Origin of the sequence: Pseudomonas sp. C2B4 (assembly GCF_013359695.1) — a bacterium.
GTDB lineage: Bacteria > Pseudomonadota > Gammaproteobacteria > Pseudomonadales > Pseudomonadaceae > Aquipseudomonas.
The window spans coordinates 63,867-87,907 of the sequence record NZ_JABFMU010000011.1; the positions used below are offsets into that span (position 1 = coordinate 63,867).

The window sequence follows — 24,041 nt, forward strand, 5'->3', positions numbered from 1 at the left end:
TTATTATTGGGGGCAGCGAACTGGTGCGTGCGACACGCGAGGGAGTCCATCAAGTGTTTTTATTGTGAGTGCGAACGTTCAAGCCTGCGGGTCAGCCGACGTGCGTCCGTAGAACAGTTTTCGGGCGTAGTCGCTGAATTCGACATTGGGCTGATCCACATAAGCGAATACCGCGTTGAGTCTCAACCTGTCCCCTGCCACCGGCGTCACGCGGTGCAATGAATATCGGCCACGGAACAAGGACAAGGTGCCAGGCACCTGGGGCAAGACCTCTACCTCCTGGGTTTTCGGGTCATCGAGGAACTGCCTGACGGCCTCATGGCAATCATCGTCCTCATTGCGGAGCATGCGGACGTACTCAAAATCCCCACCGCTGTTCGCGGCTTGCAGGGACAGCGTGACGCTGAAATCGGAACGATCAAAGTGCCATCCCAATTGTTGTCCAGCGGTAAAACCCTGCAGGTTGAGTGCGGCCAAGGGGTCCGCATGGCGATAGAGCGTGTCCAGTCCCAATACATCCCTGATGAAAGCCAGCACTTCGTCCGACTCGTAGAGGTTCCTGACCCAGTTGTCGGCAGGAATGTCCGCGTAGGCGACGGTGTCTTTTTCGGTTTTCATCAACCGCCGCAGCGGGTGCTCCGGATCAACACGCTCCTCTTGAGGTTTGAAATACACCGTGTGGTTTTCCCGGAAATGGAACATCCGTGGGTGCAGTGCGAGGGTTTGATCGGCCATCGTGCCCACCGCTTCTTCACGGACAAATCCCGGGAAGATCGCGACCCCCTCCTGCCGGAGCAACGATTGACTTCGAGCGACCAGTTCGCGATAGGCGGAGCAGCTTCGATCGGTAATGGGAAAGCGCTTGAGGTCGACGATATCGCCCAGAGTGACTGCGGGTTCCAGCGTAAGCAAGGTCATGGTTCTTGTTCTCCGTGGGTTCTGGCTGGAACCAGATTGCTATGCGGCCAAAAACAAGTCACGCTCATAATTTTACGTAATTTTGTGAATTATTTTCAGGTCGCGCCCCTATGAGACTCACCCTGGATCACCTGGTCATGCTGCAAACGCTGTCGGAAGTCGACTCCGTCACTGCCGTCGCCGAGCGCCTATGGCTGACGCCTTCCGCAGTCAGCCATCGCATGCGCGAAGCCGAGCGCCGGCTGGGCGTGAACCTGACAGAGCGCTCAGGCGGAAAACTGAGACTCAGCCCTGCCGGTGTACGCCTGGAACGAGCCGCCAGGGACATCATCGCGATCCTCAATGAAGCGGAGTCCGAGGCCAGGTCGATGGCCGGAGGCGTTACCGCGTTTGTACGCATGGGTGTGACCTCCTATGGCCCGTTTCGCTGGATTCCAAAGTTCATCAAGCATTACTCAACGCTTCGCCCCGATATCGAAATCACCCTGGTGACCGTACCGCGCAATGACGTCTATGCGAGCCTCATGCAAGGCCGGCTGGATGTATCCATCATCGATGACGGCATGGTGCCGAGCGGGGTCGCCAAGTTGCCCCTGTTCCGGGACGACTTGATTGCAATCATGGCAACCGATCATCCCCTGGCGGGGAGAAAGAATATTTATGCCGAAGACTTCAAGACCTATAACCTGGTGACCTATTCAACCGACCGCGCCAGCGGTTGGGAGTACGACCGATTCTTCGCCCCCGCCAGCATCCTGCCGAGACGGATGATCACGGTGGAGGTGATCGAAGCCATTGTCGAACTGGTGCGTTCGGGGTACGGCATCAGCATCCTGCAACGTGACCTGGTGTCCCCCAGCCTTGAGCGCGGAGAGCTGGCGTGGGCCGACCTGAATGACGGCCTGGACATCGCGTGGAATGCAATCATTCGCCCCTCCGAACAGGAAGACAGTGAGGTCAACAAGATGGTTAAAGCCTTGGATCACTGGATTAAAACTCAGGAAAAAACCTGAATTGCCAGAGGACCAGGCCTGGATAAGAGCCAATGCGGTGGTGGCGTGACAGCCACTTTTCCACCACCGCTGTTTCCAGCTTTTTACAGTCTTCAGTTCGGCCACAGATCTATCGGAAAGTACTTCTGCGATATCTGCGTGTACTTGCCCGACTCGTGCAATTGCGTGAGGGCCTGATCGATTCGCGTCTTGAGTGCGATGTCCCCCTTGCGCAGGCCCGCGCCGATGCCAAGGCCATACTTCAATGGGTCCATCTTGACGCTGCCTGTGCCTTTTTCCTCGTAGGCCAAGCCATCCTGGGATTTCAGGAATTCGATGTCGCCGAGTTTGTCGAGGAACATGATGTCGATGCGGCCCGCCAGCAAGTCGGCGTTGCAGTCGTCCTGGGTGTTATAGATCCGGATGTCCGAGGTGTTGCCGTAGGCGGTGCGGATGAACTCCGCGTTGGTGGTCGAGCCCTGCACACCGATGGACTTGCCGGCCAGGCCTTCCGGGGTCAGGGTCAGATTGACGTCCTTCGCCGCGACAAAGATGCCCGTCGTCTCATAGTAAGGACGTGAGAAGTCGATCACCTTCTGCCGCTCCGGGCTGATCCCCATCGAATTGAAGAGCACGTCGAACTTGTTGGCGATCAGCGCGGGAATGATGCCGTCCCATGCCACTTCCTTGATCTCGCACTCGGCTTTCATCTGCTCGCAGAGCGCGCGGATCAGGTCAGGCTCGAAGCCAGTGAATTGCCCGGTGGGCGTCTTCACCAGAAACGGCGGATAAGGCTCGGCGGCCACACCGAAGCGCAGCTTCTCCTGGGTCGCGTTCGCGGGCGCCGTAAAGGAACACAGCGTCATGCCGATGGAGGCCAGCAACGTCAGATTGCGGAACATTCGTTTCATGATCGATCCTTTGTTTTTCTGGAGGATTCTTGCCAATAGAACGGTTCAACTGCATGCATCCACCCCATGCCACTTTTACGCCCCGGGTGCCGGCAGCGGCAGCCATCCCTGGATGGCTTGCCAGTTCGGTTCGAGGGCGGCGAAACGTGAAAGCGAGAAGCTGGAAAGATCGGCGAAACTGCACGTCCCGTCCACGACCAGATCGCGAATGGCATGACCGCTCGCCGGCGAGAGCCCGAAGCCGACACCGGACAGGGTGGCGACCGTGACGTTATCCAGCGCGGCGGGCCGATCAATGACGGGACGACCGTCCGGTGTGTTTTCGATGAACCCTGCCCAACTGCGAATCACCCGTTTATGAGCGACCTTGGGGAACAGCTCGGCCAGCCGCCTGGCGATATTGCATTGCAGGGGTGTCGACTGCGCACGCGTACCGCGCAGGTCGGCGAGATCGACCCATTCGTGCGGACCGCCGCCATACGCCAGGTTGCCGCGCAGGGTTTGCCGGCCATACAGGCCATTGCCATCCACCCCGCCGACCGCCATCAACGGCAGCGGCTCGGTCACGATCATCTCGGCGCGCGCGGTGACCAGTGGAATCTCTACACCCAATTGCGCCGCCAACTCACCGGTATGGGGGCCTGCGGCGATCACCAGGTGGTCGCAGGCAATCAGACCTTGCGCCGTGCGCACGCCTGTCACCCGATCACCTTCGCGCAGGATTTCAACGACAGGCGTGTGTTCGAAAACCCGGCCGCCCAGATTCTGCAGCGCCCACGCGTAGGCCTGTAGGGTGCGGTGTGGATTGGCGTGACCACCGAAGTGGTAGTAGAAGCCCGCCAGCACGTTATCACCGGCAAAGGGCACCAGATCGCGAACCTGACGCGGGTCCAGCCGGTCGACGCGCAGCCCATAGTGAGCGCATTCGTCCACGACCTTTTGATCGAGGGAAACCTGGTGTTCGGTGAGGTTGATGCTGATGCGGTCAGGGCGATACTCGGTCGGGTAACCGAGCAGTTCGTCCATCATCGGCCAGAGCCGCTGTTCCTCGACGAACAACGGGCTGTGGTGATGCGAACACCCGCCGCCATTGCGGCCCGAGGCGCCCCACCCGATCAAACCGGCCTCGAGGACCAGCACGTCGACGCCCTCCTGCGCCAGCCACCAGGCGGCGCTCAGCCCGGTCACGCCGCCACCGACGATGACGACGGACGCACTCGCGGACGACTTCTTGACTGCCTGCATGGTGTCAGCCCTCGTTGTGCAGCGAATGGTTGTGAAGGACGCTGTCTTGCCGGCGTGTGGCGACCGTCTGTTGACCCGCGCACAGCCAGAACGGCGTCCACTGCGACGGCATGTCAAACCAGGCATCCCAGTGACTTTGCATCGGCGCTGTTTCCTCGATCTGTCCCGCCTGTTGCAGTGACAACGGCCGCACCGGCGGACGAAACGAGGCCAGCGCGATGTCCTCGACATTCACGCCTGCGCCGATACCGAGCAAGGCCGCCACCTGTTCGCGACAACGGCGGCCCTGGCACGGCCCCATGCAAGCGCGTGTCAGCCGCTTCGTGACATCCGGGTTGGGCGAGCCGTTTTGCATCGTGCTTGCTGACTGCGCATCGGCCGGTTTCCAGCCCAGATAGCGCGGTGGTTGAAGTCCCAGAACTTCGCTGGCCGTCACCTCTTCGCACAGGCAAACGAAGGGTTCGTGCTGCCCATGGACGGTGGACGCCCGCACCCAGGCGGTGCGATGGGCGGCAACATCGCAGGCCGGTGTATCGGGCATCGGCACCGGGTCGTGATGAGCGATGTCGACACCCAGCGCGGCAAGCGCGGTGTGCGCGGCGATCCGCCCTTCGCGCCGGGCAATGCCGTCGTCGAGGCTTTTCGCCCCCCACACGCCGGCGCAGTCACCCGCCACCAGAACGAACGGCAACGACGTGCGCAGCAAGGGGTCGGTGTCGGGGACGTGACCGCCACGGTCGGCCTGGAATGACGTGCTGCAACCTGCGGCCTCGACCAGTTCGATCGCGGGAATGGCGGCCACACCGAGCAGCACGGTGTCGCATTCAATCTCGACCATCGGCCCATGAACGGGACGCCCCGCTACGTCCACAGCCACTGCGCTGATCCGCTGAACGCCCAATGCATCGCCGCTCGCCTCGCGAACGACATGTCCGGTCAAGACCCGGGCGCCCTGTTCGACCAGCAGATTCAGTAGCGCTGGATCGCCACTCACCTGCCCGGCCTGTTCAATGATGGCGGCGATCTGCACGCCCTTGCCGATCAGTGCATGGGCCGACGCCAGCGCCTGGGTGTCGCTGCCCACCAGCACGGCACGCTTGCAGTCCAGCGCCTCATACACCGTCGCGAGGCGATGGGCGGCGCCGACGCCCATGACGCCGAGGCGATGCCAACCGTCAAAGGCCAGTCCCATGTCCCGCCTTCCGGCGGCGACAATCACTTGCTTGAAGCGCAGCAGCCAGGCGTTTTCGTGATCGGCGAGGCCGGCAACGGCGCCCTCGATCCACGCTGCGGTGGGTTGCTGGGGAAACAGCCCCCAGACCGCCGTGCCAAGCCGCACGTCGACGCCCGCTTCGAGCGCCTCGACAATGTCCGGACGGGCATCGAGCAAGGTCTGCAGCACGCTGTTGCGGTTGGCCACCGCCGCGCCCATCCTTCCACCAAAATGCAGCGGCACCTCTTCGCCCATGGTCTCGATAGGCACCGGATTTTCGTCCACCAGGGTGACACGCAGCCCATGCCCGACGGCAGTCAAGGCGGCGGCGAGTCCCGCCGGGCCCGCGCCCACGATGAGAATATCGGTCTCGTCGCTGATCGGCGGTGCCTTGCCTGCCACTGAGGCGGGATCGTAGTAGAGGTCTTGTGTGGTCACTGTGTTTCCCCCGGGAGGTAGGCGCTTGAGAGCTGACGGGTGGGTTACGGCTAGAACAGCGACGAAGGCGGCTTGACGTCACCCTCGGCGAATCGCGACAGACGCAGCTGGCGCATCTCCAGTCCCGGATCACCGGAGTCGATCCAGTCAGCCAGGGTCTTGCCCACGATCGGGCCCATGGCAAAACCGTGACCGCAGAATCCGGTGGCGACGGCCAGGCCTCGGGGCGACGTTTGCGCGTCGATGACGGGAATACCGTCCGGCAAGACATCGATGCCGCCCGCCCAGCGGTCGACGATCTGCGTATTTGCCTGCCCCGGGAACGCGGCCTTGAGCGCGTGCATCGCTGTCTTCAAGCCCTTTTCATTCGGCGGGATCAACGGATTGCGCTGGTGAATCCCAGACCCTGATCGCGATGCCTGGGACCACGGCATGCGTTGGTGCAGGTCCGTCAGGCACGCCCCGTTCAGGTTGAATCGAAACGATTTGCGGTGCGCCCACAACGATGGCGCATACCAATGCAGTGCCCGCAGATGGCCGAGCGTCATGTCGACGTCGACATGGGCGTCGTCGGCGATGTTGAAACTGCCATCCAGTCGTTGCCGGAAGCCCACGCCGTTGGCGATCGTGGAGATGCCGCTCAGCGCCGGCCCGGAGGTGGTACGTGCCACCGTGCCCCTGACCAATTGCTGTGGCAGGGAAATGCCGAGCATTTTCAGCAACCGGAAAGACGTGACACCCGCGGCGCACACCACCGTTTTCGCCTTCACATAACCGCGCTCGGTTTCAACACCCACCACCTGGCCGGCGGCGATGTCGATGCCCTTGGCACCACACTGCTCGACGATCTGTGCGCCCAGCTCACGGGCGCGCAGTGCAAAAGCACGGGCCACCCGCGTGGGCTCCGCCTGACCGTCGCTGGCGGTGAACAGGCCACCCCATTGCGGGACGGCGTAACCCGGCAATTTCTTGACCACTTCACGGGGCGACAACATCACGGTATCGAGCGAAAAGCTGCGCGCAACGCTCAGCCAGGATTCGTAGCCGTCTCGTTCGGCCTCATTGCCCGCAACGAAAAGACAGCCGTCATTGCGCCAGCCCAGGTCGGTCTGGAGTTCGTGCTCCAGCGAGCGCCAGATTCCGATGCTGGCTTGCATCAACGGCACTTCGGCTTCGTCACGGGATTGCTGGCGCACAAAGCCCCAGGCCCGGGACGATTGCTGGCCCGCAATCACGCTTTTGTCGAGGACCAGAACCTTGGCGCCCGCCTTGCTCAGGTAGTACGCGCACGCGCACCCCATCAGACCGCCGCCGATGATCGCCACGTCGACTTCACGAGGCAGGTTGCTTTCCCGGGGTACCGACACGCTGGCGAATGCCGCTTCTGGAATGTTCATAGGGGAAACCGTCAGGTGGGGAATGACGCATGGCGCTGCGTCGTCGTTTGAGCTAAGAATGTGCCCCGACCCGGCGAAATTACAGCGATGTATCTGCATTAATCCCATGCGAGGAGCGCATAGAAACATGAGCCGCCAACTGCCATCCATCGAGCTTTTGCAGGCGTTCCTCACGGTTGCCAAGTCGGGCAATTTTGGCCAGGCCGGTGAGCAGCTCCACCTGAGCCAGAGCGCGGTGAGCCGGCAGGTCGCGCAACTGGAGACGCGCCTGGAGACCCGCCTGTTCGAGCGGCACACACGCAGGATCGTGCTCACCGACGAAGGCAAATCACTGGTGCCGGTGGCCGAGCAAGTCATCGGATTGCTGTCCGATGCCTCGCACATGCTCGCCACAGTGGGCAGAAGTGTCAGCCTGCGCGCGCATCCGACCATGGCCGCACGCTGGCTGATTCCACGGCTGACGGGGTTTTATCGCCTGCACCCGGAGGTGACTGTCAGTGTCGACACGGTGTACCACCGCTTTCCAGACTTTGCCTTTGAATCGATCGACGCCATGATCGCCTACGGCACCGCCACCTGGCCCGACTTCGAGGCGCTGGAGCTGTGGGAAGAAGAACTGATTCCGGTGTGCTCACCGCAATTGCTCGCCGGAACGACCCCGCAAGAGGTGCTCAAGACCGCGCGCCTCGTGGACGCGAGCATGGATCGCCTGGACTGGCGCCGCTGGGATGAGTACTACCCGGATTCAACCGGCCCCGATAACGCCCACCTGACGTTCGATACCCTGGAGTCCGCCATCGTCGCAGTGAAGTGTGGCCAGGGTATCGCCCTCGTCGACGCCGTTCTCACCCGCGACGAGTTGCAAAACGGGCAACTGGTTCGTGTGCACGCCGGCAGCATCATTACCGGCGGGCGCTATACGCTGGTCTATCCAAGGCGGGTGAAGCGTTCGAGCGGGTTCTGCGAGTTCCTGGACTGGCTGGAAGAGGAAGTGGCCAGTGCCGATGCACTAGTCTGATACCATTCGGGCATTGACACGCCAAGTAGAAAAAACATGAACCGTCGTAAAAAAATAAACCAGCTGTTAAAGGCCAACGCCAAGAAAGCCAGTGCCAAACTGGCACCGAAAAAGCCCAAATACATCAGTAAAGCCGATCGGCTCAAACTGGATGCTGAAGCCAGTCACGAGCCGGTCATTGCCTCCGAGAGCTGATCGACGGATCCTGGGCACCCCCCTGTCGGCTTCCAGGTCGGGTTGGTTTTCGTTGGTCCTGAACAGCAGAGAGACAGCGCGCCCCCGATGGAGAGCGTGGCCAACGCGACCGTGCCGTTCCTCGTGAACGACGAGTAAGGTCCTCCGAGCCCCCGCCCTGGGGGCTCCATTTGCGCCGCGCGCGACCTTGGTGTCATCGAGGTCGACAGGGGCGCGCCGCAACAAACGAATCAGCCTGCGATGGCTCGAGCGAGACTTTCATCCGGACACATCGATGCTTCTTGCCAGAGACAACCGGGCGGGTCATACCTGTACTCGTTTATTTTTCGAAAAAATCGACACGACAACGCCGCCGGGACCGCACTTTTGTGCATCGCCTGTTGAGCCAACCAGTCCTTCGACTTCGTCTTCCGACAACACGTAGGCCGCGTCCAGGCGATCGCGAAAAACCATGGCTTCCATGAGGGTCAGTGTTCTCGCACTGACGCCCAGGGAGATCAGATCGTTGGTGATGTTGTAATCCAGCTTGTCGAGCGGTGACCGGGCAATCAAATCGATTTTCAAGTTCAGCGTAGCGACCAGCCGCTCCTTGATCGCTTCGGCCAATTTGTCGATGTGCTGCTGGATTTCTTCGTCCATCTCAATTTCCTTGAAAAAATAGGAAATAGCAGCGTATGACGGGAGCCCGAGAATAGATGTCAGATCGCTCCCAATTTTTCTGGGATGTTTCCTACGATCTGAATGTTGACGTTTGCCCGCTCCCCCCAGGGCCCAGGCGACAATCGGCCACAAGCAGCCATTTACCGTCCACACCACTCCAAAGGGGGGGGCGCGCAACCGATTGGATGCGGGCTAACTGGCAATGCCCCTAAAGGACATTTCCACTGCATTCGACGGAGATCTTCATGAGCTTGCGTTTACCTTTCACTCTTGGTGCTACGGCCGTGACCTGGCTGATGACTGCCTGTTTACAGGCGCCGGTAGCGCTCGCGCAAACCGACCCTGCATCGCCAACGCCTGCCATCACTGACCAGGACATCAGCGATGCCTACATCTACCTGTACAGCCGCCTGCTGGTGGCACGCCAGCAGCAGCTGGACTTCAAGGAAGGCATGCAGTGGAACACCTTGAGCCATCACAAGCCCGGCGCGGTGGATTGGCCCAACCCCAATGTGGACGTGGCTTATTCCGAAGCCTGGGTGGCGGTGGACGAGAACAGTTGTACGCTGGTGTCGGTGCCGAAGATCAGCGGTCGTTACTACACCGTGCAGTTCCTCAACGGCTGGGGCGAGACCCTGGCCAACATCAACGAACGCGTGTTCCCGCAACATCCGAACGGTGAGTTCGCGGCCTGTTTGCAGGGCGCCAACGTCAAGCTGCCGGCCAATACCCAGCGGGTTGATCTCCCGGCGCGCACGGCGCGGGTCCTGACGCGTGTCGAGTTGGGCAGCGACTGGAACGAAGCCGAACGCTTGCAACATGAGTTCAAGATGCGCCCGAGCGGCTCGCCGCAACTGCCGCAAATCCCCGAGACCCTGATTTTCCAGGGGCAGCAATTGCCGGGCGTGGAAGCCTTCGATTCGGCCAACGTGGCGTTGCAGGAACCTGACCTGAACCCCGGCATGGCGCCGTTGCAGGCCAAGGTCCGCGCCATCGTCGCCGCCATCGCCGACCCTGAGGAGCGGGCGCGCATCGACAAATCAATCCACACCCATACCTTCGCCGACCTCGCCAAGGCTTCGCCGCTGATGGGTCACGGCACTGCCAGCAATGGCTGGGGCCGCCCTGCCACCTCCGGTACTTACGGCAGTGACTACCTGACCCGGACCTTGGTGAACTATGGCGGTATCTGGGCGAACACCCAGAAAGAAGTGGTCTATTACCGCGGCTGGCAGGACGAAAACGGTAAACCGCTGGAAAGTGCACAAAGCTATTCAGTCACCTTCCCGGCCGGCCAACTGCCCGCGTCGATGGTCAACTACTACTGGTCGATCACGGCCACGGACTCCAAAAACTTCCGCGTACTGCCCAACGCACAGAATCGTTTTGCGATCAATAGCCACTCGCCGCTGACGTACAACAAGGATGGCTCCCTGACGCTGCACTTCGCGCCGACAAAACCGCAGGACGTCGCCGATGGCAACTGGCTGCCGACTTCGCCGGGGCAGAACTACCGCTTGATCTTCCGCTTCTACGGAGCCAAGGGCGGGGCAACCACGGGCGAATACTTCCCGCCGGTGATCAAGCACTCCTGATCCTCGGGCAGCCCCTGCGCAGAGCGTCGGACAATCAGCGGGGGCAAGCCCTTTCGGTCGGTTGCTGTCTTTCACGACGGGTAGCCGGTGTGTCACTGTCCAGCGACCTCTTTCAACAGTGCACCCGCGGCCAGCTTACCTAGCGCGTTACCCGCCAACGGGCTGTCGCCGGTCAGCATCTTGCGGTCCTGATGGACGGCTCCGGAGATGTCCTTGTTGATGATCTCAAGGCCCAATGCCGTCAGTTGCTCACCGAACTTCCAGGTCAGGTGACCCGGCATGTAGCCGATGTCGGGCGTCTTGGCGTCGAGGTCGTCGGGGAACGCGCAGATCTTGTAACCGCTGAAGATGCAGGATGCTTTGTTCTCACCCATACCCGCCGCCAGCAACGCCGCCGGTCCGTGGCACAACGAGATGACGAACTTGTCCTTGGCGGCCGCCCACTCAAGCAACTTCTTCACATCGGCACTCCGGGGCAAACCAATCAAAGCGCCATGGCCACCCGGGATGAAGACACCGAGATAGTCGGAGTCCTCGCCGAGTGCTTTGTCGATCACCTCTGCCAGTTTCATCGGTTGCTTGAATTGACCGCGATATTTGGCGTACAGCCCTTTCACCTCCGCATCTTCGGAGGGCATCGCCCAGAACTCGAACTTGACCGGGTTACCCGACAAAGTCGCGATGTCGAACGTGAATCCGGCTTTGTCCAGGTGGTACATGGGCAGCAAGGTTTCCACAGGATGGTTTCCCGTCGAGAACATCGTGCCGTTGTCGGTCAACAGGTAACGCTCATCCGCTCCGATCACCAGCACCTTCCAGCGCCCGCCTTTGTAAGGATCGGGATAGTCGGCGCCACTGAGATCGGACTTGGGAGACGTGAACTGGCCAAGCGAATAAGGCGAGGGGAAAAACGCATTGTCCTCTGCCGGATCCCGGGTTGGGCGCTTGTCGTCGGCTTGTGTATGGGTCATGGCGTGCTCCGTCGTGCTGGGCGAATACCGTGGGCATACCAGCAGCAATGCGGGCGTTCCTTCAATCAAACACGCTGCCCGCACCACCCTGCCCCCAACGTCGAACCAAAAGTTTAGTCCAGCAAAAGTCGGCCTGGCCGAACCCGACCGGCAGCATCAACCGCTCGGATTGATTGCGTCATTCCAGCCAATCGGCGGTTATTTCGTGCCGACTTTGCTTACCGTCAAATTTCCAACTACAACCTATGTGTGTGACAAGATGTGTCCAAATCTTGACGATAGCTGTCATGAGCGGACATCCGATACAGGGCAACAGCTTCAGGGAGGGTTCGCTCATGGCTCAAGGCAAGTACCGCTCCGACATCGATGGGCTAAGGGCTGTGGCGGTGATAGCGGTACTGCTGCATCACCTCGACACCCGCCTGTTGTCAGGAGGGTTCGTTGGCGTCGACATTTTCTTTGTCATCTCCGGTTTTTTGATCACGTCCCAGGTTTATTCCGAGGTCAAGCGCAACGCTTTCTCACTGAAGGGGTTTTATCAGCGACGCATCAATCGCATTGTTCCTGCATTGGTAACGGTCTTGCTGGCGACCACGATCCTCGGGGCATTTATCCTTTCCCCGGTCGACCTGATCCGGTTAAACGTCAGCGCACTGCTCTCTTTGCTGGGCGTCTCGAACGTCTATATCTGGATCAAATACGGCAACTACTTCGCCGCTGACGCCAGTGAAGCCCCCCTGCTGCATACCTGGTCACTGGGTATCGAAGAGCAGTTCTACCTGATCTGGCCGCTGTTCATTGTGTTGCTCTATCGCCTCGCGCCGCGTTACGTGCTGCCGGTATTGGCCATTGGCGTGATAGCCGCGATTGGCGTTTCAGAATACGCGACAGGCGTCTTTGCGACGGCTGCCTACTATCTGTTGCCGACGCGTTTTTTCGAATTGATGCTGGGTGGCGTGCTGGGGATCTACCTGCATCAACCGCGCGTCATCGGCAGGCTGGTGGCCCATGGCATGGCCCTGGCGGGCTTCCTGCTGATCGGTTTTTCGCTGTTTGCCCTGACTCCCGACTCGACCTTCCCCGGGATCAACGCACTGATCCCGTGCCTGGGCGCCGCATTGCTGATCCTCGCCGGCAGCGGCGACACGCGTTCGCGTTTGCTCACCAGCCGGCCCATGGTGTTTATCGGCTTGATTTCCTATTCGCTGTATTTATGGCACTGGCCGCTGATTGCCTACCTGAGTTACCTGGAGATCCCCATTGATTTACCGGTGGGTGCGATGCTGATCGCGGTCTCGATCACCCTCGCGTGGCTATCCTGGCGTTATGTCGAGGTGCCCTTTCGGCGCAATGGGGCGACGTGGCCCTTTTCCCGGGTCTTCGCCCGTCGTTTCGCCTTGCCGGCAGTGGGCCTGGCCACGTTGGCGGTGCTGAGCCTGCAGTTCGACGGCTTTGCGCAACGTTTCAGCCCTGATGTTTTGCGACTTGAAGCGATGACTCAGCAGAAGCCCAGCGAGATTCGCAAGGGCTGCCACGTCACCAATGCGCTGTACGCCACCGCGCCGGATGACAGCTGTCGCTTGGGGGTCAAGAAAGCAGCGCTGGACGGCATCATGATCGGTGATTCGTTTGCCAATCATTTCACCGGCATGGTCGATCTCCTGGCCAAGCCGGACAATCTGTCGATCATGGACTACACCATGGACTCGTGCCCGCCGATCCTCGGCTACACCGTCGACATGTCCGCGGTCTATGCCGCCCATTGTGCTGAACGCAACGAGCGGGCGTTCAGCCTGATCGAGCACAACCATTACCACTATGTGGTAATGGCGGCGATCTGGCCCCGGGAAGCGATTGCCAAGGACATCGTCGAAGCGAGTATCAAGCGGGCGGTAGAGAACAGCGACGAGGTCATCGTCATCCTGAGGAATCAACATATCGAAAAAGCCGCCAGTTGCCCGATCCGCCACTTGATGTTCGGTATCGATCACAACTGCTCGGTCGCACAAAGTGCCATAGCGCCCTATTGGGCCGATATCCATGTGAAGTTCCCGCAGGTGCACTTTATCGATCCCAATCAAGTGATCTGCGCGGCAGGCGTGTGCAGCCCGATGGTCAAGGGTCACCTGCTGTACCTGGATGATTCGCACTTGAATGAAGTGGGATCGCGCTTTATCGGCCGCACGCTACTGGACCGAGGCTACTCGTTGCTGCACGACCCGGTGGCTGCCCCGCGTACTACCGCCTCCATTCACCTTTAGGGGCTGGCTTGTGTGCGAATGTGGCTTGGAATCCCTGCTGACTCGATACGGCAAACGGTTGCATCGACCGGTTGAGCCCACAGCCAATAGTCGACCTTGCAGGTCGGCTCCCAAAGGGCCACTTTTCCACTGCTATGCTGAAAACATCTGTTTCTGGACTAGAGACGACCAGCATGGCATCACAAAGCCAGCATTCCCCTTTCATGTTCAAGGCCATGGCCTGCGCGACTGGAGTTGTCCTTGTCGCCGGGGCTGCCATGAAGCTGCTCGACAGCCACTTCAACCTGACGTTGTTGGCCGATACCACGGACTGGCTGCTGCGTTTTCGGGATTGGCTGTTGCTGGAAACGCCAATGCCGAATTGGTCGCTGCTGATGATTATCGCGATTCTGATCGGCACGCTGTCTGTAGCGATTTACTATGCGCGCATCACTGATGGCGCTTACAGCGAACTACACGAAATTGAGCGAAAGGTTTACAAAAAGAATAACCCTCAGTTTCCACAGCTGACCGATAACCAAACGCTTCTGATGGAAGCTCTGGCCTATCATGCGAACTTCAGGAAAATTGCGAATTTGAACTCGATTTGCAAGCTTGTCTCACTCAGCACACTGGAAGTCGAAACCGGTCTGAAGGAACTCCAGGCCAAAGGGCTTGTGAAGCAAAAAGTGACAAGGGGCACGTTCGGCGCCACCTTTTTTGAACTGACCTTGGCAGGTAAGGATTATGCGTTGGAGCGGCTTGAGCTGACGTAGCATCGACGCACGGGACTTCACGACAGGCAGCAGGACACTCCAGGCCCTCTCGCTCCCCCTCGTAATTGACGTCTCTCTTGGCCGAAGGGCCGTAGATGATCCCTCCGCCCGCGGACCATTGCATAGGTATAGGGGGTATGCCTATCATGCGCTCAGCATAGGTAGGGGGGTATCCAATGGGTCATATCGCAGCAAACAAAGACGATCTTCTCAAACGCGTAAAACGTATCGCCGGACAAATCCAGGCCGTTGAACGGGCATTGGAAGCGGATCTCGATTGCGCCAAAACCCTGCACCTTGTCGCCGCCACTCGCGGAGCCATCAACGGCTTGATGGAGGAAATCATCGAGGACCACGCGCGGGAGCATGTCGCGAACCCGGCTCTCAGCGAAGAAGAGCGTAACAAGGGCGTCGAAGAGCTTCTTGAAGCCATTCGCCGTTACTCCAAGTGAACGCAGGTACACACTCATGAGCAGCCCCCACATCAACCACACACATGACCATGTGTTCCTTGGCTCAGCGCACGACGAAAATGCCAGGCGCACGCTTTGGGTTGTGGCACTGACCGTCGTGATGATGGTTGGCGAGATCACCGCCGGGTATATCACGGGTTCCATGGCGTTACTGGCCGATGGCTTTCACATGGCAACTCATGCCGGCGCATTGGGCATCGCGGCGGCCGCCTACGGATACGCAAAACGCCACGCTTGCAGCCAGCGATACAGTTTCGGGACCGGAAAGGTCGGAGACTTGGGCGGATTCGCTTCAGCGCTGATTCTCGGGATGGTTTCTTTGGGAATCGGCGTTGAGTCTGTGATTCGCCTCTTGCAGCCAACGGACGTTCAGTTCGGCACCGCTACGCTCATCGCGATTGCCGGTTTGATCGTCAACATTGTCAGCGCCCTGCTGCTGGGCCACGGACACAATCATGGGCACGATCATGATGATCATGGCCATGTCCATGCCCATCACGGGAACGACAACAACCTGAAATCGGCCTACGTCCACGTCATCGCAGACGCGCTGACCTCGGTCCTGGCCATCGTTGCGCTGCTCGCCGGCCGGTATCTCGGTTGGGTATGGCTGGATCCGGTCATGGGCATCGTCGGCGCCATCGTTATCGCGCGCTGGGCCTGGACCTTGATGGGGGTCACCGCAGGTGTACTGCTGGATCAGACAGATGCGCACGTTGCCGAGGAAATTCGCGAACGGGTTGAGAAACCGGGGGATGCCACCATCACGGACTTGCACGTCTGGCGCGTTGGCCCCCAAGCCCATGCGGCCATCGTCAGCGTCCTTGGTGAGGCCACTGCGAACGCCGATAGCATTCGTGAACGTCTCAAGCCGGTTCACGAAGTCAGCCATCTGACGGTCGAGTTTCGACCGGTCTGACTCTCCCCCGCACTGTCTTCAAAGGAACCTGCAATGCCCCCAGGAAAACGCGAACTGGCGCGGATCGAACGCCGGTTGATTGCCACGCTCACCGAAGCGTGCGAAACAGCAAAAGGTGAAATCAAAGGCTTTACCTGGCTCACCCACACCGCAGACCTGAGCGCGTTGGCTGAAACCCTGAAGGTCATCTGGGTATTCGAAACCCAGGCTGACAGGAAGCTCGCCCAGGTTGACGCCAAGGCGCGCATCTTCGAGTTGACCGCCATCGCGTTGAATGACGCCAACATCGACCTGATCCCTTCAGACCATAGCGTCCGCTTCGACTCTGAGGAGGAGTGTCAGCGTACTCACGGAGGCGACTGGAAAATCCGCCTGACTCAATCACGAGTGACCAAAGGTGGCTGACAATGGCTAAAGAAATCGAAAATCCCTGCATCTCGGTTTGTCAGCTCAGTGGTGATCTGTGCACGAGTTGCGGGCGAAGCAAGGAAGACATCAGAAAGTGGAAACGCATGAAGCGGCCTGAAAAAATGGCCGCTGTGCAAAGGGCGAATATGCGCTTGAAAGGGCTGAAGAAAGCACACGCATAGTCACCTGCCCTGGATGACCGCTTGAGTCGATTGCAGCCCTTCCTGACGGGCACCAAACGGCCAGAAGTAGCCCTTCAATCCGCCTATAAAAAATGATGAGTTTGCTGACTCACTGGGTGATGACAGAAATGGGCTACCTTGTTGATCCGGTACTGTCGTTGCAACGACCCAATCGTTACAGACAATCTAGCCCTCATGCCCCTCTCGTCCTGGGAGAAGGTGAAAACATGCTCACCAACGAAAGAGGGAAGAAGTCATAACGATGGCTGCTTGCCAGACTGGCTGGTGGCGTTGCCCCAGACATCCGAGCGCCTCTCAAAGAGATCTCAAGGCCGTGCTGTCCAGTTCGATCATCTTGCAAAAAAACCGGTTGGAAGCTCATGCGCGTCCAGTGGGTCAAAGCTCATTGCGTTGCCAGTTCCAAGCACCGTTGTTTCTTTGCTGATTATCCGCACTTCAGCGAATTTGTCCTGTTCACAACTTTTAACACCCCTCCCCAACACTCACATCTCTTAACGAGCACGTTGTGCGAAATCTCGTAACTATTCTCCTTAAGCACAGCGAGTGATCGCCAGATGAGCACCGCAATCGAATTCTCAGCCTACAACTACAAGGTCGTCCGGCAATTCGTCGTGGCAACCATTGTCTGGGGTGTCGTGGGCATGGCGATGGGGGTGTGGATCGCTTCGCAGTTGGTGTGGCCGCAGATGAACCTCGACCTGCCGTGGACCACCTTCGGGCGCTTGCGACCGTTGCACACCAGCTTGGTGATTTTCGGCTTCGCCGGCAGTGCGCAATTTGCCGCCAGCTATTACGCGGTGCAGCGTACCTGCCTGGTTCGGCTGTACTCGGACAAACTCGCCGCCTTCACTTTCTGGGGCTGGCAATCGGTGATCGTGGTGATGCTGGTCACCCTGCCGCTGGGCTACACCACCACCAAGGAATACGCCGAGATAGAATTCTCCGGTGCGGTATGGATGACCGTGGTCTGGATCGCGTATGCCATCGTGTTTTTCACCACCGTGGTGCAGCGCAAGACCAGGCACATCTACGTCGGCAACTGGTTCTTCGGCGCGTTCATCGTGGTCATCGCCATGTTGCACGTGGTCAATCACCTGTCGATCCCGGTGGACTGGTTCAAGTCCTATCCGGTGTATTCCGGGGCCACCGACGCCATGGTCCAGTGGTGGTACGGGCACAACGCGGTGGGTTTCTTCCTGACCACCGGTTTCCTCGGCATGATGTATTACTTCGTGCCGAAACAGGTGGGCCGGCCGGTGTATTCCTATCGCTTGTCCATCGTGCATTTCTGGGCGTTGATTACCCTGTACATCTGGGCCGGTCCGCACCACCTGCACTACACCGCACTGCCAGACTGGGCCCAGTCGCTGGGCATGGTGATGTCGCTGATCCTGCTGGCGCCGAGCTGGGGCGGCATGATCAACGGCATGATGACCCTGTCGGGCGCCTGGCATAAATTGCGTACCGACCCCATTTTGCGCTTCCTCGTCCTGTCCCTGGCCTTCTACGGTATGTCGACCTTCGAAGGGCCGATGATGGCGATCAAGACGGTCAATGCCCTCTCCCACTACACCGACTGGACCATCGGCCACGTCCATGCCGGCGCGCTCGGGTGGGTGGCCATGATCAGCTTCGGCGCGACCTATCACATGGTGCCGAAGATCTTCGGTCGCGAGCAGATGCACAGCATAGGCCTGATCAACGCACACTTCTGGCTGGCGACTATCGGCACGGTGCTGTACATCGCCTCGATGTGGGTCAATGGGATCACCCAAGGCCTGATGTGGCGCGCCATCAACGACGACGGCACGCTGACCTACTCCTTTGTTGAAGGTTTGCAGGCGAGCCATCCGGGCTTCGTGGTGCGCTTCGCTGGTGGCATGTTCTTTCTCAGCGGCATGCTGTTGCTGGCTTACAACGTCTGGCGAACCGTACGGATGGCCGATGCGGCTATGGCTGAGCGTGAAGCGCAGATTACCTGAGCAAGAGAGCTGGCGATGATCGGGATCGCATTGAACCTTCTCGGAGTGATCTTCTTCTGGTTAGCGGTTGAATACTGCCTGAAGGACCAGACAGCTGAAAACCCAGGCGAGGCGAGCCTGATGCCCTTCGCCGATGACCCTGAAGTGGCACGAAGGGTCGAGTCAACGAAGGGCATGGCGGTGAAGTCAACCTCACCTGATTTAAAGAATACGGGATGGGGGAGTCCACGGACTTAACACTCGGTCCTCTGCCGCTCGGCCATGGATTGCCCCTTCAGATTGCGTAGCTCGTCCGGTCATAGTCGATGCAGGTGGATCTGGACTTTATCGGCCGGCACACGGAGCAAAAAAATGAACGATCACCCCCAACTTTTCCCAGATGAAGCGAGACGCCGAAATATGATGCTAACGGGTGTCGGAGTGGTTATTGCCTCAGCTCTGCCCACAGCAGTTCAGGCGCAAACCGCAACGCCTAAATCCCTAGGCATGACGTCCGCGACCATCACCACCAGCGATGGTGTGATTCTTTATTACAAGGACTGGGGTCCGAAAAGCGGTCCGGTGGTAACACTTAGCCACGGCTGGCCACTGGATTCGGACAGCTGGGACGGACAAGCTTTTTTTCTTGCCTCCCAAGGCTTTCGGGTCATAGCCCATGATCGGCGGGGACACGGGCGATCAAGTCAGCCTTGGGATGGTAACGACATGGATCACTACGCTGACGATCTGGCCACTGTGATCAACACCCTCGACTTGGAAGACATTGCGGTGATGGGTTTCTCCACAGGCGGCGGCGAAGTTGCTCGCTACATCGGCCGTCACGGTACTTCACGCGTTTCGAAAATTTGTCTGATTTCCGCAGTTCCGCCATTGATGTTGAAAACCGACTCAAACCCGGGTGGTTTGCCGATCACGGTATTCGACGGCATTCGCGCCGGCATGATCGCCGACCGTTCACAGCTGTTTATCGACATACCCAGCGGACCGTTTTATGGCTTCAACCGTCCGGGAGCCAAAGCATCTCAAGGCATGATCAATTCATGGTGGATGCAAGGCATGGTCGGAGGTTTCAAAAACATCTTCGACTCGATCAAGGCTTTCTCGGAAACGGACTTTACCCAGGACCTAAAAAAATTCGACAAGCCGACGCTCATAGTCCATGGAGACGACGATCAGATCGTGCCAATCGACGCTGCTGGCCGCGCCTCGAAAATGTTAGTGCCCAAAGCGACGCTGAAGGTTTACCCAGGCGCGCCCCATGGGCTGACAGAAACCCATCGCGAGCAATTAAACAAGGACTTGCTGGTGTTCCTGCATAGCTGACTGCCCAACAACGACTGGAGATAAAAAAATGTCCAATAAATACCTTCCCATCATCGGTCGACGCTCTTTTGTAACCGGCGCGATGATCGCCGCAGCCGCCTCCGCGCTGCCCTCCTTTGCCGACGACAAACCGGCGACCTCACCCAAAGAAAAATACGCTGACCCAAAAAATCCGGCACTACCCAAGTCGTCAATGAAACTCGACATCGCCCACGCAGCTCTGGTTGTCATTGACCCGCAAGTTGACTTCATGAGCGATAAGGGTAAAGCCTGGGCCGTTGTGGGAGAAAGCGTGACCGAGCAAAACCTGGTGGCCAATTTGCTTCGCTTGTTCAAAGCAGCGAAAGCAGCGGATATCACCGTTGCCATCTCGCCGCATTACTACTACCCCCATGATCACCGTTGGCAGATCCAGGGACCAGCGGAGCAATTCCAGCACGACATCAAGATATTCGATCGCCCAAGCGCCCTGAGTCTGGAAGGTTTTCTCAACTCCGGGAGCGATTTCATGCCTGAATTCAAACCCTATATCGAGGACAACAAAACCATAGTCTGCTCGCCCCATAAACTGTACGGCCCGCAAGTGAATGACTTGACCCTGCAACTACGCAAACAGCATGTCGACCAAGTGATACTGGTTGGTATGCTCGCCAATCTCTGCGTCGAATCACACCTGCGCGATTTACTTGAGCAGGGCTTTGAGGTTGCCGTAGTGCGCGATGCCGTAGCAGGTCCAAAACTGCCCGAAGGAGATGGATATCAGGCCGCGCTGATAAATTACCGTTTCATGGCCAACGCTCTGTGGACCACAGACGAAGCCTTAGCATTGCTCGGAGGTAAGGCCTGATCCCCTTCCGCCGGATTTAGCGAGGGCCGCTAACGAGGCTGTCCCAAGGGACGCCTGGCAGGTTTCGCGCGTGAGGCAGTTTGTGAAGCAATTGCCTGGCGGTGCGCAGATCAACGGAGTCGAAACCCTCGCTGAATCGTCGGTAGACTTGCCAAATCAACTCGTAGGCTTCGCTGTTGCGCCCCTGCAAAACGCGCAACTTAGCCAGTGTGATAGAAGCACGCAATTCCCACCCCAAAGCAGTCTGACGGCGCGCACAACTCAACGAGCGTTGAATACATGCCTCTGCTCGTTCGAAGTTTGGCGTCGATTGTGTTGAATAAATCTCTGCGGCGATACGTAGCACCTCTGGGGTATCAAATGTTTCACCGTTATCTTCAACCATACGTTGTGCGCGAACGATCATTTGCCGGGCTTTGTCGAACTCACCCCGCAGTGCCAGCCCCTCCGCGAGACTTTTCATGAACATCGTACTAAGGACTTGATGATTCTCCTCAGTTAATACACTCAAGCACTGTTGCAGCAAAACCACACCGCAATCCACACGGCCCTGACGGATCATTAAAATACCTTTTAGCCCCATACCCACGGCCTGATCCGGATTAAGTGCATTTTTGCTGGCATTGAGCATCAGTTTTTCGATAGTCCTTTCGGCGGTAGTCCAATCGCCCACCCAAAGAAACACCGTCGACACGTAAATTAAGGAAATGCAGATGGTCACCGGGTGTTTTAAATTCTGCGCATCCTCCAGCGCTTGGTGGGCAATCACCACAGCCTGATCCGGGTAACCTCGCAGCCACAAGGTTCGGGCCAGGGATACCAATGCACGAATTTGATGGTCGTAGCCGAAATAAATAGCATCGCCATGCGGTTGTGATGACACCATGTTTAGCCCGGCCGTACACAACTGGTGCGCCTTGGCCTGCTGACCGACAAGATGACAAGAAACCCCCAGCATCCATTGCGCCATGGCAATACCAGAAGGACCGGATACTCGCGTGCTGACTTCCATACTTTTGTGGGCTATTTGAAGCGCTTTCTGAAAATCTCCTGCCCGTGTCAAAAAGATGTTCAACCCCGCCAACAAACGCAATTGCCGCGGTGCATCATTGAAACACTCAGCCAGCTCTATCCCGCGAATCAACGCCCTGTGTACCGACGAAGAGTTGCCGTGAGTGAACATCGAGGAGATGGCCAACGCTTCTTGCAGAATAACCTCCTGCGCACTGCCACCTGTTTTGTCCAGCGCAGATAACGCCTGCTCACTCCAGCGCAGGCACTCATTGAGCATCGACAGCCCCAAAAACAGCGGTACCGCTGCCGCGGCAAGGCGGATTCCGATCGTCAGGTTTTCTGTTTCGGAAAATGACCACTCCAGCGCCGCGCGTAAATTACCCAGATGTTCAAGATAACGGTGAGCGTGCTCGTACTCCAGAAAGGAGACAGAGTTCACATCAAGCCGCTCTAGCAGGGCAATCTGATGAAGCGCATGCCGTCTGCCAATTTCCTCAGCCTCGCCACTCTGCCGCAGTTTATCCAGGGCATAGACTCGCGTAGTGTCGAGCATCCGGTAACGCATAGAACGTTCTGTAGATTGTGCCGAGAGCAATGACTTGGCCACCAACCGCCCAATCATATCGATAACCTGTGTCTCGTCGGCATCGGAATCCAGCACCACCTCTATGGCTGTAGTGAGAGAAAAAACTCCACTGAATACCGATAGCCGGCGGAGCACCATCGCCTCCATCGGGGATAGGAGGTTGTAACTCCAATCGAGCATCGCGTTCAGGGTCTGGTGTCGCGGAAGTGCAGTTCGCCGACCACTCCAGAACAGACTGAAACGACTGTTCAACAACTCGGCAGTACCCTGGATGCCATAGGCGTCGACCCGACCCGCGCCCAACTCGATGGCCAACGCTACACCATCGAGCTTGCGACAGATATGCGCGACAACTGGCGCATCCTCGTCACTCAGACTTAGGGGAACACCACCGGTCGATGCCCTTTCTACAAACAATTGAACGGCCGAAAACTCCAACGCACTCGCCGCAGGCAGATCGCTTTGCTCTGGGGGACAAGCCAATGGACACAGGCGGTGAACGTTCTCACCTTCAGCTTGAAGAGGTTCACGACTGCTGGCGAGAATGTGCACTTGCACCGCCTCCCCGAAGAGCCTTTCTGTCAGCGCAGCAACTGCGTCAATCAAATGATCACAACTATCAAGCACTAGGAGCAAGCGTTTGCTCCTCAAAAACACGACGAGTTCACGGGTGTTATCGGTGCATTTGCAGTTGGCACCAATGGCGGAGGCCAATGTACCAACCAACAACGCAGGATCGGAAACGGAGCCCAGATCGAGAAAGTAAACAGCCCCCTCGAAATACGACAGTAACGTGTGCGCAACTGCAACTGCAACGGTGGTTTTACCCATTCCTCCTGGACCCGTAATGGTGATGAATCGCTGCTGTTTCAGGCTATTAGCGACATAACAAACAGTCTCATCTCGACCGACCATTCTCGCCAGGCGCGGAGGCAACCCTTCGACCGACCATACATGCGAAGGCAAAAGTTGCGTTATAGAGCCAGGGGAACTGGGCAAAATGACAGGAGCAACAAAGCTGTAGCCTCGACCAGGCGCATTGACCACAAAATGGTCGTCCGACTCGCCACATGACAGAGCCTTGCGCAGACCACAAATGTGTACTCGCAAGCTACTGCTTTCAACGACCACCTCTTGCCAGACGAGCCTAACCAGTTCTCGGTTACTCACAACTTTTCCAGCGTTTGCTATCAGGACAAGCAGGATGTCAAGCGCACGACCACCGATTTCAACGCGGCTCCCTTCTTTCAGCAGCAACCGTTTGGTGGGGAAAAACTGGAAATCGCCGAAACAGATCTCGTCCGGAACGAGACGCTGCGCATCTTCAAAGTCGAGACTCAGACTATCCATCTTGAAAATACTCACTGCGCAGAAGATAGAAAAGTCTGAAGGAAGACATTCAAGTGGACAGGATTGGGTTTCATCCCGCCGTAACCGAAAGCATCAGACCATCGATTTTTCGGATCCGTCGAAAATGAACTGCTCAGCATTGCAGTGTAGGGCAGGTCTAGCCTGAACGGGAATCACTTCTATGTTGAGGCAATGGGTTTGTCAGGTAATAAGCCAATGCTGCGACCGTTACCCGAACAAAGGCAGGGCCACAAGACCGAGGTCGAGAGGCTGGGTTTCACATCGATCAGCACTGCCGTTAATGACACCTTAAGTGAGTAGCGAAGGAGGACAGTCAGCATCAAAAATGCCGGACTCCTGTGCGCCA

22 protein-coding genes are annotated in these 24,041 nt (G+C 58.3%); 14 read left to right on the plus strand and 8 right to left on the minus strand.

Annotated features, from left to right (window positions below; genetic code table 11):
- Nucleotides 1-78: 78 nt before the first annotated feature.
- Nucleotides 79-918 (minus strand): hypothetical protein, encoded by an 840-nt coding sequence (locus tag HNQ83_RS10645; protein WP_175388907.1) that lies wholly within the window; start codon nucleotides 916-918, stop codon nucleotides 79-81.
- A 110-nt stretch (nucleotides 919-1,028) separates the two neighbouring features.
- On the opposite strand from HNQ83_RS10645, the gene HNQ83_RS10650 reads away from it, so the two are divergent.
- The gene (locus HNQ83_RS10650; protein WP_175388908.1) at nucleotides 1,029-1,931 is read left to right on the plus strand and encodes a LysR family transcriptional regulator; all 903 of its coding nucleotides are present in this window, start codon (nucleotides 1,029-1,031) and stop codon (nucleotides 1,929-1,931) included.
- A 92-nt stretch (nucleotides 1,932-2,023) separates the two neighbouring features.
- Here the strand turns inward: HNQ83_RS10650 and HNQ83_RS10655 are convergent, their stop codons facing one another.
- The 4 genes from HNQ83_RS10655 to HNQ83_RS10670 form a co-directional block, all read right to left on the minus strand.
- Complete coding sequence (locus HNQ83_RS10655) at nucleotides 2,024-2,821, minus strand: transporter substrate-binding domain-containing protein (protein WP_175388909.1); 798 nt, start codon at nucleotides 2,819-2,821, stop codon at nucleotides 2,024-2,026.
- A 75-nt stretch (nucleotides 2,822-2,896) separates the two neighbouring features.
- On the minus strand, nucleotides 2,897-4,066 hold the full coding sequence (locus HNQ83_RS10660; protein ID WP_175388910.1) for an FAD-binding oxidoreductase: 1,170 nt from the start codon (nucleotides 4,064-4,066) through the stop codon (nucleotides 2,897-2,899).
- Between the two features lie 4 nt (nucleotides 4,067-4,070).
- Nucleotides 4,071-5,717, minus strand: coding sequence for an FAD-dependent oxidoreductase (locus tag HNQ83_RS10665; protein WP_175388911.1), 1,647 nt, complete (start codon nucleotides 5,715-5,717; stop codon nucleotides 4,071-4,073).
- A gap of 50 nt (nucleotides 5,718-5,767) precedes the next feature.
- Nucleotides 5,768-7,114, minus strand: a complete 1,347-nt coding sequence (locus HNQ83_RS10670) for an FAD-binding oxidoreductase (RefSeq protein ID WP_175388912.1) — start codon at nucleotides 7,112-7,114, stop codon at nucleotides 5,768-5,770.
- A gap of 127 nt (nucleotides 7,115-7,241) precedes the next feature.
- Here HNQ83_RS10670 and HNQ83_RS10675 point away from each other — a divergent pair, with 127 nt between their 5' ends.
- Together HNQ83_RS10675 and HNQ83_RS10680 are read left to right on the plus strand one after the other, a co-directional pair.
- Nucleotides 7,242-8,132 (plus strand): LysR substrate-binding domain-containing protein, encoded by an 891-nt coding sequence (locus HNQ83_RS10675; protein ID WP_175388913.1) that lies wholly within the window; start codon nucleotides 7,242-7,244, stop codon nucleotides 8,130-8,132.
- 36 nt (nucleotides 8,133-8,168) lie between these two features.
- Complete coding sequence (locus HNQ83_RS10680) at nucleotides 8,169-8,327, plus strand: DUF2986 domain-containing protein (protein ID WP_175388914.1); 159 nt, start codon at nucleotides 8,169-8,171, stop codon at nucleotides 8,325-8,327.
- A gap of 303 nt (nucleotides 8,328-8,630) precedes the next feature.
- Here the strand turns inward: HNQ83_RS10680 and HNQ83_RS10685 are convergent, their stop codons facing one another.
- Complete coding sequence (locus tag HNQ83_RS10685; protein ID WP_175388915.1) at nucleotides 8,631-8,966, minus strand: hypothetical protein; 336 nt, start codon at nucleotides 8,964-8,966, stop codon at nucleotides 8,631-8,633.
- Nucleotides 8,967-9,232: 266 nt separating this feature from the next.
- Between HNQ83_RS10685 and HNQ83_RS10690 the strand changes: the two genes are divergently transcribed.
- The gene (locus HNQ83_RS10690; protein ID WP_175388916.1) at nucleotides 9,233-10,582 is read left to right on the plus strand and encodes a DUF1214 domain-containing protein; all 1,350 of its coding nucleotides are present in this window, start codon (nucleotides 9,233-9,235) and stop codon (nucleotides 10,580-10,582) included.
- Between the two features lie 92 nt (nucleotides 10,583-10,674).
- Here HNQ83_RS10690 and hchA read toward each other — a convergent pair whose 3' ends face one another.
- Nucleotides 10,675-11,553, minus strand: coding sequence for a glyoxalase III HchA (hchA, locus tag HNQ83_RS10695; protein WP_175388917.1), 879 nt, complete (start codon nucleotides 11,551-11,553; stop codon nucleotides 10,675-10,677).
- A 335-nt stretch (nucleotides 11,554-11,888) separates the two neighbouring features.
- Here hchA and HNQ83_RS10700 point away from each other — a divergent pair, with 335 nt between their 5' ends.
- The 10 genes from HNQ83_RS10700 to HNQ83_RS10745 all read left to right on the plus strand — a co-directional run bounded on the left by HNQ83_RS10700 (nucleotide 11,889) and on the right by HNQ83_RS10745 (nucleotide 20,724).
- Nucleotides 11,889-13,814, plus strand: a complete 1,926-nt coding sequence (locus tag HNQ83_RS10700; RefSeq protein WP_175388918.1) for an acyltransferase family protein — start codon at nucleotides 11,889-11,891, stop codon at nucleotides 13,812-13,814.
- Between the two features lie 173 nt (nucleotides 13,815-13,987).
- Nucleotides 13,988-14,569: a hypothetical protein gene (locus tag HNQ83_RS10705; RefSeq protein WP_175388919.1), complete on the plus strand. Its 582-nt coding sequence runs from the start codon at nucleotides 13,988-13,990 to the stop codon at nucleotides 14,567-14,569.
- Between the two features lie 176 nt (nucleotides 14,570-14,745).
- A complete protein-coding gene (locus tag HNQ83_RS10710) occupies nucleotides 14,746-15,021 on the plus strand; it encodes a metal/formaldehyde-sensitive transcriptional repressor (protein WP_175388920.1) in 276 nt (91 codons plus the stop codon).
- 16 nt (nucleotides 15,022-15,037) lie between these two features.
- Nucleotides 15,038-15,961 carry a CDF family Co(II)/Ni(II) efflux transporter DmeF gene (gene dmeF / locus HNQ83_RS10715; protein WP_175388921.1) on the plus strand — a complete coding sequence of 308 codons (924 nt, stop codon included), beginning with the start codon at nucleotides 15,038-15,040 and terminating at the stop codon, nucleotides 15,959-15,961.
- A gap of 33 nt (nucleotides 15,962-15,994) precedes the next feature.
- Nucleotides 15,995-16,366: a hypothetical protein gene (locus HNQ83_RS10720; protein WP_175388922.1), complete on the plus strand. Its 372-nt coding sequence runs from the start codon at nucleotides 15,995-15,997 to the stop codon at nucleotides 16,364-16,366.
- 2 nt (nucleotides 16,367-16,368) lie between these two features.
- Nucleotides 16,369-16,551 carry a DUF1289 domain-containing protein gene (locus HNQ83_RS10725; RefSeq protein WP_175388923.1) on the plus strand — a complete coding sequence of 61 codons (183 nt, stop codon included), beginning with the start codon at nucleotides 16,369-16,371 and terminating at the stop codon, nucleotides 16,549-16,551.
- Between the two features lie 575 nt (nucleotides 16,552-17,126).
- Nucleotides 17,127-18,554 carry a cytochrome-c oxidase, cbb3-type subunit I gene (gene ccoN / locus HNQ83_RS10730; protein ID WP_175388924.1) on the plus strand — a complete coding sequence of 476 codons (1,428 nt, stop codon included), beginning with the start codon at nucleotides 17,127-17,129 and terminating at the stop codon, nucleotides 18,552-18,554.
- Nucleotides 18,555-18,569: 15 nt separating this feature from the next.
- A complete protein-coding gene (locus HNQ83_RS10735; protein ID WP_175388925.1) occupies nucleotides 18,570-18,791 on the plus strand; it encodes a cbb3-type cytochrome c oxidase subunit 3 in 222 nt (73 codons plus the stop codon).
- A 249-nt stretch (nucleotides 18,792-19,040) separates the two neighbouring features.
- Nucleotides 19,041-19,877 (plus strand): alpha/beta fold hydrolase, encoded by an 837-nt coding sequence (locus tag HNQ83_RS10740; RefSeq protein WP_256668932.1) that lies wholly within the window; start codon nucleotides 19,041-19,043, stop codon nucleotides 19,875-19,877.
- A gap of 193 nt (nucleotides 19,878-20,070) precedes the next feature.
- Complete coding sequence (locus HNQ83_RS10745; RefSeq protein ID WP_256668933.1) at nucleotides 20,071-20,724, plus strand: cysteine hydrolase family protein; 654 nt, start codon at nucleotides 20,071-20,073, stop codon at nucleotides 20,722-20,724.
- A gap of 16 nt (nucleotides 20,725-20,740) precedes the next feature.
- On the opposite strand, the gene HNQ83_RS10750 is transcribed toward HNQ83_RS10745, so the two are convergent.
- Complete coding sequence (locus HNQ83_RS10750) at nucleotides 20,741-23,674, minus strand: winged helix-turn-helix domain-containing protein (RefSeq protein ID WP_175388927.1); 2,934 nt, start codon at nucleotides 23,672-23,674, stop codon at nucleotides 20,741-20,743.
- Nucleotides 23,675-24,041 lie beyond the last annotated feature (367 nt).